General features: G+C 38.4%; 14 protein-coding genes, 1 other RNA gene and 1 other annotated feature. Of the genes, 14 read left to right on the top strand and 1 reads right to left on the bottom strand.

The features are described from left to right. Nucleotides 1-39: 39 nt before the first annotated feature. Nucleotides 40-1446, top strand: coding sequence for a YfcC family protein (locus QNH24_RS17940; RefSeq protein WP_283868883.1), 1407 nt, complete (start codon nt 40-42; stop codon nt 1444-1446). A 58-nt stretch (nt 1447-1504) separates the two neighbouring features. Here the strand turns inward: QNH24_RS17940 and QNH24_RS17935 are convergent, their stop codons facing one another. After that, on the bottom strand, nt 1505-3076 hold the full coding sequence (locus QNH24_RS17935) for an N-acetylmuramoyl-L-alanine amidase family protein (RefSeq protein ID WP_283868882.1): 1572 nt from the start codon (nt 3074-3076) through the stop codon (nt 1505-1507). A gap of 164 nt (nt 3077-3240) precedes the next feature. Next, nucleotides 3241-3483, top strand: a binding site (T-box leader). Between the two features lie 131 nt (nt 3484-3614). Here QNH24_RS17935 and hisS point away from each other — a divergent pair. The 13 genes from hisS (at nt 3615) to QNH24_RS17870 (ending at nt 16600) form a co-directional block, all read left to right on the top strand. Then, nucleotides 3615-4883 carry a histidine--tRNA ligase gene (gene hisS, locus QNH24_RS17930; protein ID WP_283868881.1) on the top strand — a complete coding sequence of 423 codons (1269 nt, stop codon included), beginning with the start codon at nt 3615-3617 and terminating at the stop codon, nt 4881-4883. A 121-nt stretch (nt 4884-5004) separates the two neighbouring features. After that, nucleotides 5005-6774, top strand: coding sequence for an aspartate--tRNA ligase (gene aspS, locus QNH24_RS17925; protein ID WP_283868880.1), 1770 nt, complete (start codon nt 5005-5007; stop codon nt 6772-6774). Nucleotides 6775-6913: 139 nt separating this feature from the next. Further along, a non-coding RNA gene (gene ssrS, locus QNH24_RS17920) (6S RNA) lies at nt 6914-7114 on the top strand. 241 nt (nt 7115-7355) lie between these two features. Continuing rightward, complete coding sequence (nagA, locus tag QNH24_RS17915; protein ID WP_283868879.1) at nt 7356-8513, top strand: N-acetylglucosamine-6-phosphate deacetylase; 1158 nt, start codon at nt 7356-7358, stop codon at nt 8511-8513. A gap of 31 nt (nt 8514-8544) precedes the next feature. Then, entirely contained in the window at nt 8545-9267 is a 723-nt protein-coding gene (locus QNH24_RS17910; RefSeq protein WP_353051160.1) for a GntR family transcriptional regulator, read from the top strand. 4 nt (nt 9268-9271) lie between these two features. Then, complete coding sequence (locus QNH24_RS17905) at nt 9272-9991, top strand: sugar isomerase domain-containing protein (protein ID WP_283868877.1); 720 nt, start codon at nt 9272-9274, stop codon at nt 9989-9991. A gap of 19 nt (nt 9992-10010) precedes the next feature. Then, a complete protein-coding gene (locus QNH24_RS17900) occupies nt 10011-10280 on the top strand; it encodes an HPr family phosphocarrier protein (protein WP_054771321.1) in 270 nt (89 codons plus the stop codon). Beyond that, nucleotides 10274-11989, top strand: coding sequence for a phosphoenolpyruvate--protein phosphotransferase (gene ptsP / locus QNH24_RS17895; RefSeq protein ID WP_283868876.1), 1716 nt, complete (start codon nt 10274-10276; stop codon nt 11987-11989). The genes QNH24_RS17900 and ptsP overlap by 7 nt, the downstream gene beginning before the upstream one ends. A gap of 41 nt (nt 11990-12030) precedes the next feature. Continuing rightward, nucleotides 12031-13206, top strand: coding sequence for a GNAT family N-acetyltransferase (locus QNH24_RS17890; RefSeq protein ID WP_283868875.1), 1176 nt, complete (start codon nt 12031-12033; stop codon nt 13204-13206). 263 nt (nt 13207-13469) lie between these two features. Beyond that, nucleotides 13470-13781, top strand: coding sequence for a PTS sugar transporter subunit IIB (locus QNH24_RS17885; RefSeq protein WP_283868874.1), 312 nt, complete (start codon nt 13470-13472; stop codon nt 13779-13781). Between the two features lie 16 nt (nt 13782-13797). Then, nucleotides 13798-14118: a PTS lactose/cellobiose transporter subunit IIA gene (locus QNH24_RS17880; protein ID WP_283868873.1), complete on the top strand. Its 321-nt coding sequence runs from the start codon at nt 13798-13800 to the stop codon at nt 14116-14118. Nucleotides 14119-14163: 45 nt separating this feature from the next. After that, nucleotides 14164-15492 (top strand): PTS sugar transporter subunit IIC, encoded by a 1329-nt coding sequence (locus QNH24_RS17875; RefSeq protein WP_283868872.1) that lies wholly within the window; start codon nt 14164-14166, stop codon nt 15490-15492. Nucleotides 15493-15517: 25 nt separating this feature from the next. Then, nucleotides 15518-16600, top strand: a complete 1083-nt coding sequence (locus QNH24_RS17870) for a DUF871 domain-containing protein (RefSeq protein ID WP_283868871.1) — start codon at nt 15518-15520, stop codon at nt 16598-16600. The last annotated feature ends 53 nt before the right edge of the window (nt 16601-16653 follow it).

Genomic DNA, 16653 nt, shown 5'->3' with positions numbered 1-16653 from the left:
CGCTAATGTCTGAATTATTGAAGATGAGTGGGTGGAGAAATGGAAAATGAACAAATGGCTAAAAAGAAAAGCTGGCTAAAGGTACCTCATACATATACGATCATTTTTGCTATTATTTTTCTTGCAGGTATTTTAAGCTATATTATTCCGGCAGGGGAATTTGACCGTGTAGAGGACAAGGAAGGTCGAATGCTGGTTGTAGATGGAAGCTACCATCATATTGAGAGTGAACCTGTATCATTTTTTGAAATGTTTACTGCTATTCCAATGGGGCTAGAAAAGGGAGCACAGATTATATTTTATATTTTTCTAGTAAGTGGTGTGTTTGGAATTATTCGTGCTACTGGTGCGATAGAAGCAGGTGTTTATAAGGGTGTAAAAGCATTAGAGGGCAGAGAGAAACTACTTATTCCATTATCGATGATTTTATTCTCTGTTGGTGGTTTCACAATGGGGATGGCAGAAGAAACAATTATTTTTGTGCCAATCGGGGTAGCAATAGCCCGTGCAATGGGGTTTGATGCAGTAACAGGAACAGCTATGATTACGCTTGGTGCTGCTAGTGGTTTCTTTGGAGGAATGCTCAATCCATTTACAGTAGGGGTTGCACAATCTTTAGCTGATGTACCTTTATTTTCAGGGATTGGCTTCCGTGCAGTTGTATATGTGTTTGTATTAGGCTTTGCGATTTTCTATGTATCGCGCTACGCCTTTAAAGTCAAAAAGAATCCGCAGGCAAGTGTTATCTATGATATTGAACAGAGGGCAAAATCAAATCTTTCTACAATTGCTATGCCAACCTTAACAGGAAAGCATAAATTAGTGTTCATTGCGATGGCTTGTGGAATAGGTTTTAATATTTATGGAGTCTTTAACTGGGGCTGGTTTTTAACTCAATTAACGGCATCCTTTTTAATTATGGGCTTAATTGCAGGCCTTTTAGGGGGATTAAAACCTGGAACAATTTTTGATTCCTTTATCGATGGGGCTAAGGCTGTTACGTTTGGTGCGATTATAGTTGGTTTTGCACGTGCCATTACAGTTGTACTTGAGCAAGGGAAAATTATTGATACAATTGTTTATGCCGCATCGGAAACGATTGGTCATTTGCCACATTCTATTAGTGCAATCGGAATGTTATTTATTCAAGCTCTCTTAAACCTGTTTATTTCATCAGGTAGTGGTCAAGCTGCAGCAACAATGCCAATAATGATTCCAATTACAGATTTACTAGGTTTAGAGCGCCAAGTTGCTGTTTTAGCATTCCAATATGGGGATTCATTAACAAACTCAATTATTCCTACTTCATCGGCCTTGATGGCATATTTGGCTGTTGCGGGTATTCCTTATGAAAAATGGATAAAATTTATTTGGAAGATGATTCTTGGCTGGGGTGTTATTGCCTGTATTGCATTAATTGCGGCTGTCGCTTTAGGAATCTCTTAAAAGAAAAGGCTGTGCAGAAGAGTAGATTGATATCTTCTATCTGCACAGCTTTTTGATGTTAATTGCCTTCATTAAAATAATTTAAGATGCCTTGATAAATCCCCAGACTTGCTTGTTCTCTGAATTTTGCTGTTGTCACGACACGTTCCTCACTAGCATTACTTAAGAAGCCTAATTCAAGAAGGATAGCTTTTTGCCGATTTTCTCGTAGTACTAAAAAATTCCCTTGTTGAGCTCCACGATCTCTTAAATCTATTTTGCTGGACAGCCCATTATGAATGGCCTCTGCCAGAGCCTTTTGGTTACTGTTCATATAGTATGATGTAAAGCCATTAATGGAGCTATCGTCCGTTGCATCGTAATGAATACTAATAAAAGCATCTGCCTCATGCTGATGGGCTATAGAGACACGTTTTCGGAGTGCTACATATTCATCCGATTCTCTAGTCATCACAACGTTGGCACCAGCTGCCCTTAACTTAGAAGCAAGCAGAGAAGCAGTTTTTAATGTGATTTCCTTCTCATCCGTTCCTCGTTGTCCCGTGGTGCCATGATCATTACCACCATGTCCAGCATCGACCACAATTGTAAGCCCATTTAACGTTCCTTTTTTACGAGGCTCAGAGGTATTCTTTTTAGTCGTTACAGCTTTGTTGGAGGTAGTAGTCACGACCCAATTCGCTACAAATGCTGTTTTGTCACCTAATTGTATTTCATAAAAATCATCTTTCGCGCCCACAATAGGATAGCTTTTGCCAGCATCTACACGTTCTACAACCTCAGCTGTTGTAGTTGCATCTGTCCGTAAGTTTGTCCCATTATAGATAATTGTCACAGATTCCAGCTCTGTAGATGAGGAAGATGTGGATTTAGTTTTTTCTACATTTGAAAATGTTCCATAAAAACTATATACCCAGCCAGTTATTTTCTTATTGTACTGAATTTGTACCCAATTGTGTTCTTGGGCTAATACTTTAAAGGCTTGTCCCTTTTTAACAGAACCTACTTTCTTGGCATTTAAATCTGGCTTTTTTCGAACATTCAGTGTATCTACTAGCACTGTAAATGTTGTATCTTTGTTCACCTTTTTTGTAGATACTTCAATGACAGGTTTATCAGAATCAGCTTTTTTTTCAGGTATATTATTAATGGTTACATAATCGGTCGAAACCCAGCCAACTAGCCCGTTCCAATCGATTTTCGCCCATTCGCCACTTTCTTCAATCAGATTCGCTTGGTTCCCTGTTGATAGTTGCCCAAGAACCGCCGAAGAAATATCGGGTTCAGTGCGAATATTAAGACGATCAACCTGTGAAATGATAGTTTTATCAATGGTTTGTTTAGCATTTATAGGTGCAGTCAGCCATGATGCTACCCAACCTTCGTCATTGCCTGCTTTTACTTGAATCCAGTCTCCTTCTCGAGCAATAGAAGTTAAAGAATCACCTTCTTCTAACGTCGTAATAATGGGGTAGGACAGTCCTGGTCCCTCACGTAAATGAAGAATCGACCCCGTCACTTTTAAATCACTGGTGTCAGCAAATGCCCTTTGACCATTAATTTTACTTGGAATGGCAATCGTTAATATTAGCACGAAGATAATCATGATATGTAAAAGTTTTGTTCTCATCAGATTCCTCCTATTCCTTGTGCTATTTTACCATGCTTTAGTAATAGAATTCGTGGGAAAATGGTAATGGAATTTGTTGTTTTCGTAACTGTTTCGTGAAAAATACAAAAACAGTTGACATTGTCATTCGTTGTGACTAACATAAAGGGTAATCAAAAAATGATTTACTGCTTATGACCAAGCAAGTAACGTGTACCTCTATTGGAAAAGAGAGGGAAAGACCTAGGCTGCAATCTTTCCTACAAAAATGTATAACGTGAACAACACTTGAGAGGCTTTTTTCTGAAAAGTAATGCTTAGTAGGAAAAAACGGAATCGGCCGTTATCCGATTATGAGGAGGACGCTCGTTATTAGACGCGTCAACTAGGGTGGAACCGCGGAAGCTTCTATAGCTCTCGTCCCTTGCAATATGCAAGGTGGCGAGAGCTTTTTTGTTTCTAAAAAGATGTGGAGCTCGCACAATCCAGAGGAAAAAACGGTTAGGTTAACAAGCAGACACTCAAAATTTTCATAAGTAATAATAGAGGAGGTAATTACATGAGTTTTAAAGTACCACGTGGGACGCAGGATATATTGCCGGGGCAATCAGAAAAATGGCAAAAAGTCGAGGCGATTATTCGAGATATTTGTCATGTTTATCGGTACAACGAAATCCGTACACCTATTTTTGAGCAAACAGATTTATTTGCACGTGGTGTTGGTGAAACAACAGATGTTGTGCAAAAAGAAATGTATACCTTTGAGGATCGTGGAGGGCGATCATTGACGCTTCGTCCTGAAAATACAGCTGGTGTAGTCCGTGCTTATGTTGAGCATAAAATGTTCGGTGCCCCAGACCAGCCAGTTAAGTTATCCTATTTAGGTCCAATGTTCCGTTATGAGCGTCAACAAGCTGGGCGTTATCGTCAATTTGTACAATTTGGCGTGGAGGCAATTGGTTCAGCTGATCCAGCTATTGATGCTGAAGTGATTGCACTAGCTATGGATGTCTATGAATCAGCAGGCTTAAAGGATTTAAAATTAATCATCAACTCACTTGGAGATAAAGCTACACGTGATACACATCGTACGGCATTGCTCCAGCATTTTGAACCACATATTCATGAATTTTGTACAGATTGTCAAAATCGACTACAAAAAAACCCATTGCGCATCCTAGACTGTAAGGTAGACCGCGAGCATCCTTTAATGAAATCCGCACCAGCATTAACGGATTTCCTAACGGAGGAATCAGCAGCTTATTTCGCTCAAGTTAAAGCGTATTTGGATATTCTAGGTATTTCATATGAGGTTGATCCAAACCTAGTAAGAGGTCTTGATTATTACAACCATACGACATTTGAAATTATGTCAACAGCTTCTGGCTTTGGCGCCATTACGACTCTTTGTGGTGGAGGGCGCTACAATGGGCTTGTCGAAGAAATTGGTGGACCAGATGTACCGGGAATCGGTTTTGCATTAAGTATTGAGCGTCTTTTACTAGCTCTTGAAGCTGAGGGAGTTGAATTAGACACAGCATCAGGTCTTGATGTCTATATGATTGCTATGGGTGATGAAGCAAAGCTAAAGGCAGTTGAATTAACAAGTACCTTCCGTGCGAAGGGCATTGCTACGGAGATGGATTATTTGGATCGCAAAATGAAGGCACAAATGAAATCCGCAGATCGTTTAGGTGCTAAGTATACAATTGTATTAGGTGACACAGAGCTGGAGGAGCAAGCTGCAACTATTAAGCATATGCAGTCAGGCGAACAACAAAAAGTTGAATTTTCAGCATTAGTGAATTACCTATTACAGCAATCATAAATTTCAGCTATTAAAAATAAAAAATCCATCACTAGCAATGATGGACAATCAAGAGGCATTATTCCACAGTTTATAGGAATGGATGCTACATAAATAAAGATTATTTGGAGGAACTAAATAAATGGCTACAAGAACACATGCTAGTAACGAATTATCAGAACGGTTACAAGGCGAAAAAGTTGTATTAAAAGGTTGGGTACAACGCCGCCGTGACCTAGGTGGTTTAATTTTTATTGATTTACGTGATCGTACAGGCATAACACAGGTTGTTTTTAGTCCTGATGTTGCTGAGGCACATGCTTTAGCAGATAAAGTACGTAGTGAATATGTCATTGAAGTAGAAGGGACAGTTATTCTTCGAGCAGAAGATCAAATTAACCCAAATGTGCCAAATGGAAAAATTGAGGTAGAGGCATCGAAATTAACTGTTATTAATACAGCAAAAACACCTCCATTCCAAATTGAGGACCGCACAGATGTTTCAGAAGATTTACGTTTAAAATACCGTTATTTAGACCTTCGTCGTCCAGTTATGTATGATACATTCAAGCTACGTTCAGATGTTACACGTACAATTCGCAATTTCTTACAAAACGAAGACTTCCTAGAGGTGGAGACACCAATTTTAACGAAATCTTCTCCAGAGGGGGCTCGCGATTATTTAGTACCATCACGTGTCCATGAAGGTGAATTTTATGCATTACCACAATCACCACAGTTATTTAAGCAATTATTAATGGTTGCAGGCTTTGAGAAATACTTCCAAATCGCACGCTGCTTCCGTGATGAAGACCTACGTGCAGACCGTCAGCCAGAGTTTACACAGGTCGATATTGAAACAAGCTTTTTAACACAAGAAGAAGTTTTAGAAATGAATGAACGCTTAATCCAAGCTGTTATGAAGGAAGTTAAAGGGATTGATATACCTGCTCCATTCCAACGCATGAAATATCAAGAGGCGATGGACCGCTACGGCTCAGATAAGCCTGACGTACGCTTTGGCTTAGAGCTTGTTGCTTTAAATGATATTTTTGATGGCTGTAGCTTTAAAGTATTCGCTGATACAGTAGCTCAAGGAAAACAAGTAAAAAGTATTAATATTAAAGGTGCTGCAGAAAGATACTCTCGTAAAGATATGGATGAATTAACAAAATTCGTTGGTATTTATGGAGCAAAAGGTCTTGCTTGGTTAAAGGTAACAGAGGAAGGCTTAAATGGTCCGATTGCGAAATTCTTTGACGAGGCATTAGCAAGTGCATTAATGGAGCGTATGAAAGCAGAGGTTGGAGATATTCTTGTATTTGTTGCTGATCAAGCATCTGTTGTAGCAGCTTCTCTTGGTGCACTTCGTACGAAATTAGGCCATGACTTAGACTTAATTGATGAATCACAATTTGCCTTCCTATGGATCACAGATTGGCCGCTATTAGAATACTCTGAGGAAGACGGTCGCTATAAAGCAGCACATCATCCGTTTACACGTCCATTTGATGAAGATATTCCTTTAATGGAAACGGATCCTTCTGCTGTCCGTGCACAAGCATACGACATTGTACTAAACGGCTATGAACTTGGTGGAGGCTCACTACGTATTTATGAACGTGAGCTACAGGAAAAAATGTTTGCATTACTTGGTTTCTCAGAAGAGGAAGCAAGAGCACAATTTGGCTATCTATTAGAAGCATTTGAATACGGTGTACCACCACATGCAGGTCTAGCATTTGGTCTTGACCGCTTTGTTATGTTACTCGCAGGCCGCAACAATTTACGTGATACAATTGCATTCCCGAAAACAGCAAGTGCTAGCTGCTTATTAACTAGTGCACCAAGTGCTGTTTCTACAGAGCAATTGGATGAGTTAAATTTAGCAATTAAAGCATTTAAAAGATAATTAGTACTTCTAAATACCTGGATTCTCTAGCAAAAAATGTTGGGAATCTAGGTATTTTTTGTGTTTTCGCAGGAATTTAAATTTTTTAACGAAAAATCGTTTGAATTATCTGAAATATGGTGTTATGATAACTGTAATACGAATCCTGATGTGTTTGTTTATCTGCTGATTCTACTTAACAGTTTTGACCGAACATTATAGAATTGGGAGCCTTCATTTTGTAGTCGCAAACATGCCCTAACAAGGAGCGGGACGTTTAAAACTGCAAAGCGGGCACCCCCCTGCGACTTGCGGGTTCAAAACGAATGTTTCTTGGCATTGCTGCACAATCGGGATTCGTCCATACAAAGTGAAACAAAAGGAGCGTGTATTGCTCTTTTTTTTATTGCCCAAAACAATAATTTCATCGATAGGCTAGTGAATAATTAAAATTTAAAGAAAAATTTAGAAAATATGAAAAAATTACTTTTTATTTTTATGAAAGCATCATATAATTGGTATAGACAACTATACCAAATAAATATTGGTAGCTTGTTTGCTTCAGCAATACTCCTTCATAGGGGAATAAAGGGGGTGACTCATTGAAGGGGACACTATTAATTTCAAATGTTACGATAGTTAATCACGATAAGCTGCCGTATAAGGGCGACTTGCTGATTAACAATGGTAAAATCAGAAAAATAAGTCACGCATTATCCGACCGTGCTGAGCATTATATTGATGGCAAAGATAAAAATTGGTTCTTGCTTCCTGGCTATATAGATATGCATATTCATGGTTCTGCTGGTCACGATACGATGGATGCCACCCCATCTGCCTTACATCAGATAGCTCGTTCTTTAGTAAAAGAGGGAGTAACAGGCTTTCTTGCTACTACAATGACACAATCAATAGAAGCAATTGAAAGCGCTTTAGCCAATATTGCACTTTTTGAAAATAGTGAAGATGAAGCATGCTTACTAGGAGTTCATGTAGAGGGACCATATGTTTCAAAAAAAAGGGCAGGTGCACAGCCAGTTGAATACATTATATTACCCTCCATCGAACAATTTGCAGCATGGCAAAAAATAAGTAACCAACGTATCAAACAAATAACGATTGCCCCTGAGGTAGAAGGAGGCTTTGCCTTTCTTGAATCATTAAGGGGCTCACAGATAATTCCCTCTATAGGGCATTCTGATGCAACCATTGAGGATGTGGAGAGGGCAGTTGAATTGGGTGTAAGCCAGGCTACACATTTATATAATCAAATGCGTCCTTTTCATCACCGTAATCCGGGTGTCGTTGGAGGTGTGTTAGTAGAGGATGCAGTGAAGGTCGAGATCATTGCAGATTTTGTGCATAGTCATCCTCAGGCTGTCAAACTAGCGTATCGGTCTAAGGGAGCTAAAGGAATCATTTTAATTACCGATGCGATGCGGGCGAAAGGCTTACAGTACGGTGATTTTGATTTAGGAGGTCAAACCGTTCATGTTTCCAAGGCTGGGGCACATTTGTCTAATGGCGCTTTAGCTGGCAGCGTGTTAACGATGGAACAAGCAGTAAAAAATATGAAAGCGATCACAAATTGCTCATGGCAGGAGATTGTTGCAATGTCCTCTACAAATGCTGCTGAGCAATTAAAGCTTACAACTAAGGGACGTATCATGGAAGGCTTTGATGCAGATTTTGTATTACTTGATGAAAAATTAAATGTGCAAAAAACTATTTGTCAGGGTAAAGTTGTATTTGAGAAATGAAAGTAAAGAGGCGATAAGGATGGTGCAAGACTTGTTAGATAAAAATTCTCATATACCTATTTATATACAAATAGAAGAGATTATTAAACAACGCATTTATTTAGAAGAATACAAGATTGGAGAAAACATTCCTTCTGAACGTGAGCTTTCAACGCAATTTGATGTCAGTAGAATGACTGTTCGTCAATCTATTACAAACTTAGTGAATAGTGGCTTACTGTACCGAGAAAAAGGAAGAGGGACCTATGTAGCTAATCCAAAATTGGAGCAACCATTAAAGGGATTAACGAGTTTCACTGAGGACATGAGAGCTAGAGGGATGGAACCTAGCAGTAGAGTTCTTCGATTTGAAAAAATTGTACCCCCAGTTGATGTGGCAGGAGATTTAATGTTAGAGCCTGGCGAAGAGGTATTCTTTGTAGTACGAATTCGTAATGCGGATTCTAAGCCAATGGCAATCGAAAGAACATATATTCCAGTAAAAGTGTATCCAGAGCTAGATGAAAAGAAAATTATGGGGTCTTTGTATGCCTTGATTGAAGCAAAGTTTCATCAAAAAATTGGCAATGCCATTCAACAAATGGAGGCAGCTATTGTTACAAAAGAAGATAGTAAATTTTTGCAAATTAATCATACAGCACCTGTCTTAATTATTAAACGTACAAGTTATTTATCTGATGGCGTTCCGTTTGAGCTTGTGCGTAGTACTTATCGAGCTGATCGTTACAAATTCATTAGTGAAATTAAAAGGTGATTCTATGTATGCATACTTTCTAGAAATACAAAAGCTAATGCAAACCGTGCAAGAGCAAGAACATGCTCAAATAGCGGAAGCTGCACAGTTAATTGTGGAACGGCTTCAACTTGGTGGTATTGTGCAATTATTTGGCTGTGGTCATTCTCAACTTTTGGCCCAGGATGCATTTTATCGTGCGGGGGGGCTTGTACCCGTACGCCCAATCATTATTGAACCTTTAACATTACATGCAGGTGCATTAACATCATCCAAAAATGAAAAGGATCCGACGATTATTGAGCAGTATAAGGAGCAATTTGACTTTCATGAAAATGATGTATGTATCGTTATCTCAACTTCTGGCCGAAATCCTGCCCCAATAGATGCAGCTCTTCTAGCGAAACAATCAGGGGTAGTTGTTATATCACTACAGTCTCTTAAATATCATAATCAGCCATCACGCCATCCAAGTGGAAAACGTTTAGAGGAAATCGTGGATATAATGATCAATACGCATACACCAATAGGCGATGGTGTTCTAAGTTACAATAAAATACAGTTTGCACCCGCTTCCACAGTAATTGGGTCATTTATTTTAAATGCATTATTTGGTGAAGTGATAAAGAATATGGCGAGCGAGGGTTGTGTATTACCAGTTTTTGAAAGCAATAATGTTGAATCCAATCGGTCTCATAATGAGGCTTTGATAGCTAATTATCAACATCGGATTAATTTTAATTGAAAAAACGGAGGGGATATCGATGAAAAAGATGTATAAAATAACAGCGCCAGAGGGACTACATGCTAGACCTGCAGCATTACTTGTAACTGCTGTTACACCATTTGAATGTGATGTTGCCTTAACATATAAGGAAAAGTCAGTAAATTTAAAATCAATTATGGGTGTTATGGCTCAGGGAGTAACTCCGGGAAGCATTGTAGAAATTTCTGCAGAGGGTCCTGATGCAGAGAAGCTTTTTCAAACCGTTACAGAAGTACTCATTTCTAAAGGAATTGGTGAGGAATGCTAGAAATACAGGGAATAGCAGTGTCTGATGGCATCAGCTTTGCAAAGGCATATTGTTTAAAGGACCCAGATTTATCGTTTGAAAAAGTAACTGTTTTGGATATACAAGAAGAACTAGAAAGATTCAAGACTGCTAGGGGGAAAGCAAAAAAGGAGCTTCAAGAGATTTACGAAATTGCTCAGGTCAAATTTGGTGCAGACAAGGCAGCGATTTTTGCGGCACATTTATTAGTGTTAGAAGACCCAGAAATGATTGCAGCAGCTGAGTCGAAAATTGTATCAGGAATGAATGCTGAGTATGCCTTAGATGAAGTAGCGAATATGTATATCGAGATGTTCGAGGGGATAGACAATATTTATTTGCAGGAGCGAGTGGCAGATATCAGAGATGTCTCTAAACGAATTTTAGGGCATTTGCTAGGCATTGAAATGGTAGATATGAATCGTTTAACCTCTGATGTTGTCATTGTTGCAGCAGATTTAACACCCTCTATGACAGCGATGTTAGATACGAAGTATGTAAAGGGGTTTATAACGGATATTGGTGGTAAAACGTCACATTCTGCTATACTGGCACGAACATTAGAGATTCCGGCAGTAGTGGGCACTAAAAACGCTACACAAGTTATTCAACAAGGGACTACGATTATTTTAGATGGTACAAATGGCAAAATTATTGTGAATCCTACCTCAGAAGTATTAAGCTTTTACAAGCAACAACACAAACAGCACATAGCAGCGTATGAAGAGCTTCTCCAGTACCGTTCAATGGCAAGCTTTAGCGCTGATGGATGCGCTATAGAAATAGCCGGTAATATTGGCAAACCAGAGGACGTAGATATGGTTCTAAATGCTGGTGGTGATGGTATAGGTCTTTTTCGAACGGAATTTTTATATATGGGACGTCAGGAGCTACCTTCAGAGGAGGAGCAGTTTCAAGCTTATAGAAGTGTACTTGAGAAAATGCAGGGAAAGCCAACAATTGTTCGGACCTTAGATATCGGTGGTGATAAGCATCTACCTTATTTAAAACTATCAGCAGAAATGAACCCTTTTCTAGGCTATCGAGCAATTCGAATTAGCTTAACACAGCACGATATTTTTCGTGAACAGCTTCGAGCCTTATTAAGGGCAGGTGTCTATGGTCATCTAAAGATAATGTTCCCAATGATTGCAACTTTGGATGAATTTCTAAGTGCAAAGGCCATTCTTCTTGAGGAACAGCAATATTTAAAAAATAATGGCTATTTAGTAGCTGAAAACATAGAGATCGGCATAATGATTGAAATCCCATCAGCAGCTATTATAGCGGACATTTTTGCTAAGGAAGTAGATTTTTTTTCAATTGGAACAAATGATTTAATTCAATATACATTAGCGGCAGACCGCATGAATGAAAATGTATCTTATTTATACCAGCCATACCATCCAGCCGTTTTAAGATTAATAAAAAATGTTATTGTTGCAGCCCATCAGCAAGGTAAATGGGTAGGTATGTGTGGAGAAATGGCGGCAGATGAAATAGCCATACCAATTTTACTAGGATTGGGATTAAATGAGTTTTCAATGAGTGCCTCCTCTATTCTAAAAACGAGAGCGCATATTGCTAAGCTTTCAAAGCAGCAATCAAAGCTACATATTGAGCGCATTTTACTACTCTCTACAGCAGATGAAGTGAAGGAGTATGTAAAAAGGCACTTAATAAGTCCATGAATTTCAAAAATATTCAGTATTGAATAGGGGTGATTTGTTTTATGGATATAAAGATGATTCCACCAGAAGACTATAGTCAGGTACATCAACTAAGAGATTATTGTTTTCCTAATAAATATATAGGAGCACGCCGTGAGGATTTTCAATACTGGATTGAGCATAGCATAACACTTGGGGCCTATGATGGACAGAAGGTAGTTGGTCAGCTACTAATATTACCTCTTAATATAACTGTACATGGTAAGAGTTATGCTATGGGGGGAATTGGCTTTGTAGCAACCTATCCAGAATATAGGCAGCAGGGAATTATTAAAAAGCTAATGACAACAGCACTATTGAAAATGAGAGAAAACGGGCAATCCGTTTCTGTCTTAGCCCCTTTTTCTGTTTCCTTTTATCGTCACTTTGGCTGGGAGCTATTTTTTGAAAAACTACATTATTCCATTCCGCAAATGCTATTTCCTAATTTCGGAAAACAATTAGATGTTATTAAGCGCATGAGCTTTGAATGCCGAGATAATGGCCTTTATCGTGACATTAAGGATTTTCATAATCTACAGGCACTTACTCGTAATGGAGGTATGCTACGAAATAATGCGTGGTGGCAAAGGATAGAGAGAAGGATGCCAGACAGTCATTTGGCGGCCTATTTTAATTCTGATAATGTAGCAGGCTATATTCGTTATACGATATACAATGAAATATTTGAAATTCATGATTTTATAGCAGAGGATTTACTAGCAGAACAAGCAATTTGGCGCTTTGTCTCATCACATGCTGCAAGTGTTACTAGCATTAAGGGAATTACCTCTAGCGACCATCACTTTGGCTTTCATTTTAAAGAACCACAGTTTAAAAGAGAGGTTGTTCAAGATGTCATGATTCGAATAGTGGATGTTCTCTCTTTTATGCAGCAATATTCATGGCAGGAAATGCAAGAGCCCTTGTATGTGCGTATAGAAGATTCCTTTTGTGCATGGAATGAGCATATCTTTAAAATAAATAAAGATGGAAATGTTTCAATTGTAGAGACTAATTCAATCCCTGCGATGCATATGTTAGCATTACCAATCAATCTTTTTTCTGCTATGATGATAGGCTACCTTTCTGTAAGTGAAGCAGTGGAATATGCCCATAAACAGCCAACAAAAGAGCTTGTTGAGCGATGGCAGCTTGCAATACCTACTGAGAAACCCGCCTTTTACGAGTATTTTTAATGGGTTATACAGATGAATTATAAAATTTTTTTTAAACTTTTTTCTGGACTATACCAGTTTGGTGAATCCTTTTATTCGCCTGAAAGAAGGTTATAGCCCAATTTTTGAAACAATTTTCTAACGAGGGAAATAGTGTAAAAAGTATATTGTGGTATATACCAATTGGTGCTATTCTCAACTTAAGTAAGCGATTTCAAAGCTGGAAAACAACAAATTTTCGCTAGTTAAAAAGACCATATTAATAATTAAAAGGAGTGTTGAAAATGAAAAATATTATGCTTGTATGTGTAGCAGGAATGAGTACTAGTTTACTAGTGTCAAAGATGCAAAAAGCGGCACAGGATCAAAATATTGAGGCAGATATTTATGCAATTGCTGAGGGGGAGGTTGAAAAAGTAATAGCTACGAAAATGCCTGACGTGCTTTTACTAGGCCCCCAAGTTCGGTACTTAAAGGGATCATTTGAAAAAAAATTTCAGGATATGAATTTTCCAATTGATGTTATTAATATGGCTGATTACGGCATGATGAATGGTGAAAATGTCTTGAAGCAGGCATTAACGCTAATTGGTTAAGGGGGCGGCAAAGTCGATGGAAGAAACTGCATTAATGGCATCCATAATGGGCTTGATTGTGCATAGTGGCAATACAAAGAGTGAGTGCATGGAAGCCATTCAGCTAGCAAAAAAGGGGCATATTGTTGAAGCAAAAGACAAAATAAAGCTTGCTAATGATGCTTTAATTGAAGCACATCATTCTCAAACGGCTTTATTGTCACAAGAGGCGAGGGGCGAAAAAGTAGAAGTTTCCATGCTGCTAATCCATGCGCAGGATCATTTAATGAATGCTATAACATTTCGTGATTTAGCTGTAGAAATGATTGAGTTATATGAACGAATCAAAGGGGAGTAGCATCAAATTTTGATGTCCAAATAAAAAATAAAGGGAGTGTGTGAAATGTTCCGTTTTTTAGAAGAAAAATTTGTGCCAGTTGCTGCTAGGGTAGGGAATCAACGTCATTTAGTTGCTATTCGTGATGGATTTATTACAATCATGCCATTGACAATTGTTGGATCATTTGCTGTGCTTATTAATACTTTTCCTATTGAGCTATATCAAAATGCGCTCGATTCCATTTGGAAGCATGAAACCTGGACTCAGTTTGGCGGCAACATCTGGGGTGCGACATTTGGAATAATCTCACTATTATTAGCATTTGTCGTAGCATACCACCTAACAAAAAGTTATGACAAAGATGCATTATCTGGTGGTGTGATAGGGCTTGCTAGTTACATGACCTTTGGGACATTTGGGGAGGGCGGCTTAACAGGGCTAACAACAGGTACAGGAGGCATATTTGTAGCCCTCATTACAGCCTTAATTTCTGCTGAATTATTCTCACGTTTATCGGGCAATCCAAAGCTTTTAATAAAAATGCCTGCGGGAGTACCGTCAGCAGTTTCAAAGTCATTTGCCGCATTACTACCAGCAATTATTATAATTGGTTTAATAGCATTAGTACGTACAATTATTTCTGCTGGCTTTGATATTCCAGATATTATTGGTACATTTTATTCAACCGTTCAAGAGCCATTTATGGGCTTAACAAATACATGGGTAGCAGGTCTTATTTTAGCGTTTATTCCAACATTTTTATGGTCATTTGGTATTCATGGGGCAAATATTATTGAACCATTTATGCAATCGATTAATCTGCAAGCAATTGATGCCAATGTTGCAGCTATCTCAGCAGGTAAAGTAGCACCGTATATTATTAACAAACCATTCTTTGATGCATTTATCAATATGGGAGGTTCAGGTACTACAATTGCCTTAATCATTGCTATTTTCATCATTGCACGGAAGAACAAACAGTATAACACGGTCGGTAAGCTCTCGGCAGCACCAGGATTGTTTAACATTAATGAGCCATTGCTATTCGGTTTACCAATTGTTTTAAATCCAATTCTATTTGTGCCGTTTATTTTAACGCCTATGATCAATGTCACAATTGCTTTCTTTGCAACTAAATGGGGCTTAGTACCAGCAGCGACAATAGCTGCGCCATGGACGACACCTCCTATTATTAATGGTTTTTTAGTAACACAATCATGGCGCGGTGCGGTGCTTAGTATTGTTCTAATTGTTGTTGCTATCTGTATCTATTTACCATTCTTATCGATGGCAAATCGTATGGCAAAACAAAATGAACAACGAGCTGCTGAAGCGGAGGCTCAAAGTAAACAGTCTGTTACACAATCAAATAATCAAAAAGTAGAAGTGTAATGGCTGATTAACGGAGGTATTTGAATTGAGAAGATTAGGTATTTCACTCTATCCTCAGCATAGTACACTAGATCAAATGAAGTATTATGTCCAGCTAGCCCATGACAATGGCTTTGATCGTATATTTACCTGTCTAATGTCGTTAAATAACAATGAGGAGCGGCAAAAATTACAGCAAATCAATAAATTTGCGCAGCGACTTGGGTTTGATATCTCGGCTGATGTTGCACCAGCAGTCTTCGAAGACCTAGGCTTAACCTTTAAAGATATCGGCTATTTTAAAGAACATTATCATTTAGCGGCTTTGCGCTTAGATATGGGGTTTTCTGGTCAGGAAGAAGCTTTTATGTCACTTGATGCAAGTAATGTGAAAGTAGAGTTAAATATTAGTAATGGGACTAAGTATGTAGAAAATATTTTATCCTACCAACCAAATAAAGATAATATTATTGGCTGTCACAATTTTTATCCAAGGCGTTTTACTGGTCTTTCTCGTCAGCACTTTTTAACAACCTCTAAGCTGTTTAAAATGAATCATATTCGCACAGCTGCCATGATTTCATCGCAGCATGCCAAATATGGGCCTTGGGAGGAAACCGAGCATGGCTTGCCAACATTAGAAGAGCATCGTTATCTACCAATTACTGTGCAAGCAAAGGATTTATGGCATACAGGATTAATCGATGATTGTATTATTGGAAATATGTATGCCTCTGAAGAAGAGCTCTATGCTTTAGGTCAATTAAATCGTCAAAAACTTGAGCTTAAAATTGTACCCTCTGCTGAAACATCTGTTTTAGAAGAAGCGATTCTATTTAAGGAGCCTCATTTTAACCGTGGGGATGTTTCAGAATATGTGATTCGAAGTACACAGTCACGCGTTAAATATAAAAATGGTGACTTCCCTGCACATGATACAAAACCATTAAAACAGGGCGATGTGACCATTGATAATAATCTGGATATTCGTTATAAGGGCGAACTGCAAATTGTGTTGAAGGAAATGCCCAATGCTGGCTCAACCAATATAGTAGCTAGAGTCGTTGAGGAAGAACAATTTTTACTAGCATCTATTCAGCCATGGGAATCATTTGGCTTTACGAGATGATAGTGCGAATAGAGAAAGGGGTTGAGAAATCAATCCTTTTTTCTTTATGAGGA

The organism is Lysinibacillus pakistanensis (assembly GCF_030123245.1).
Lineage (GTDB): Bacteria > Bacillota > Bacilli > Bacillales_A > Planococcaceae > Lysinibacillus > Lysinibacillus pakistanensis.
This window is presented reverse-complemented; position numbering and strand designations above follow the sequence as displayed.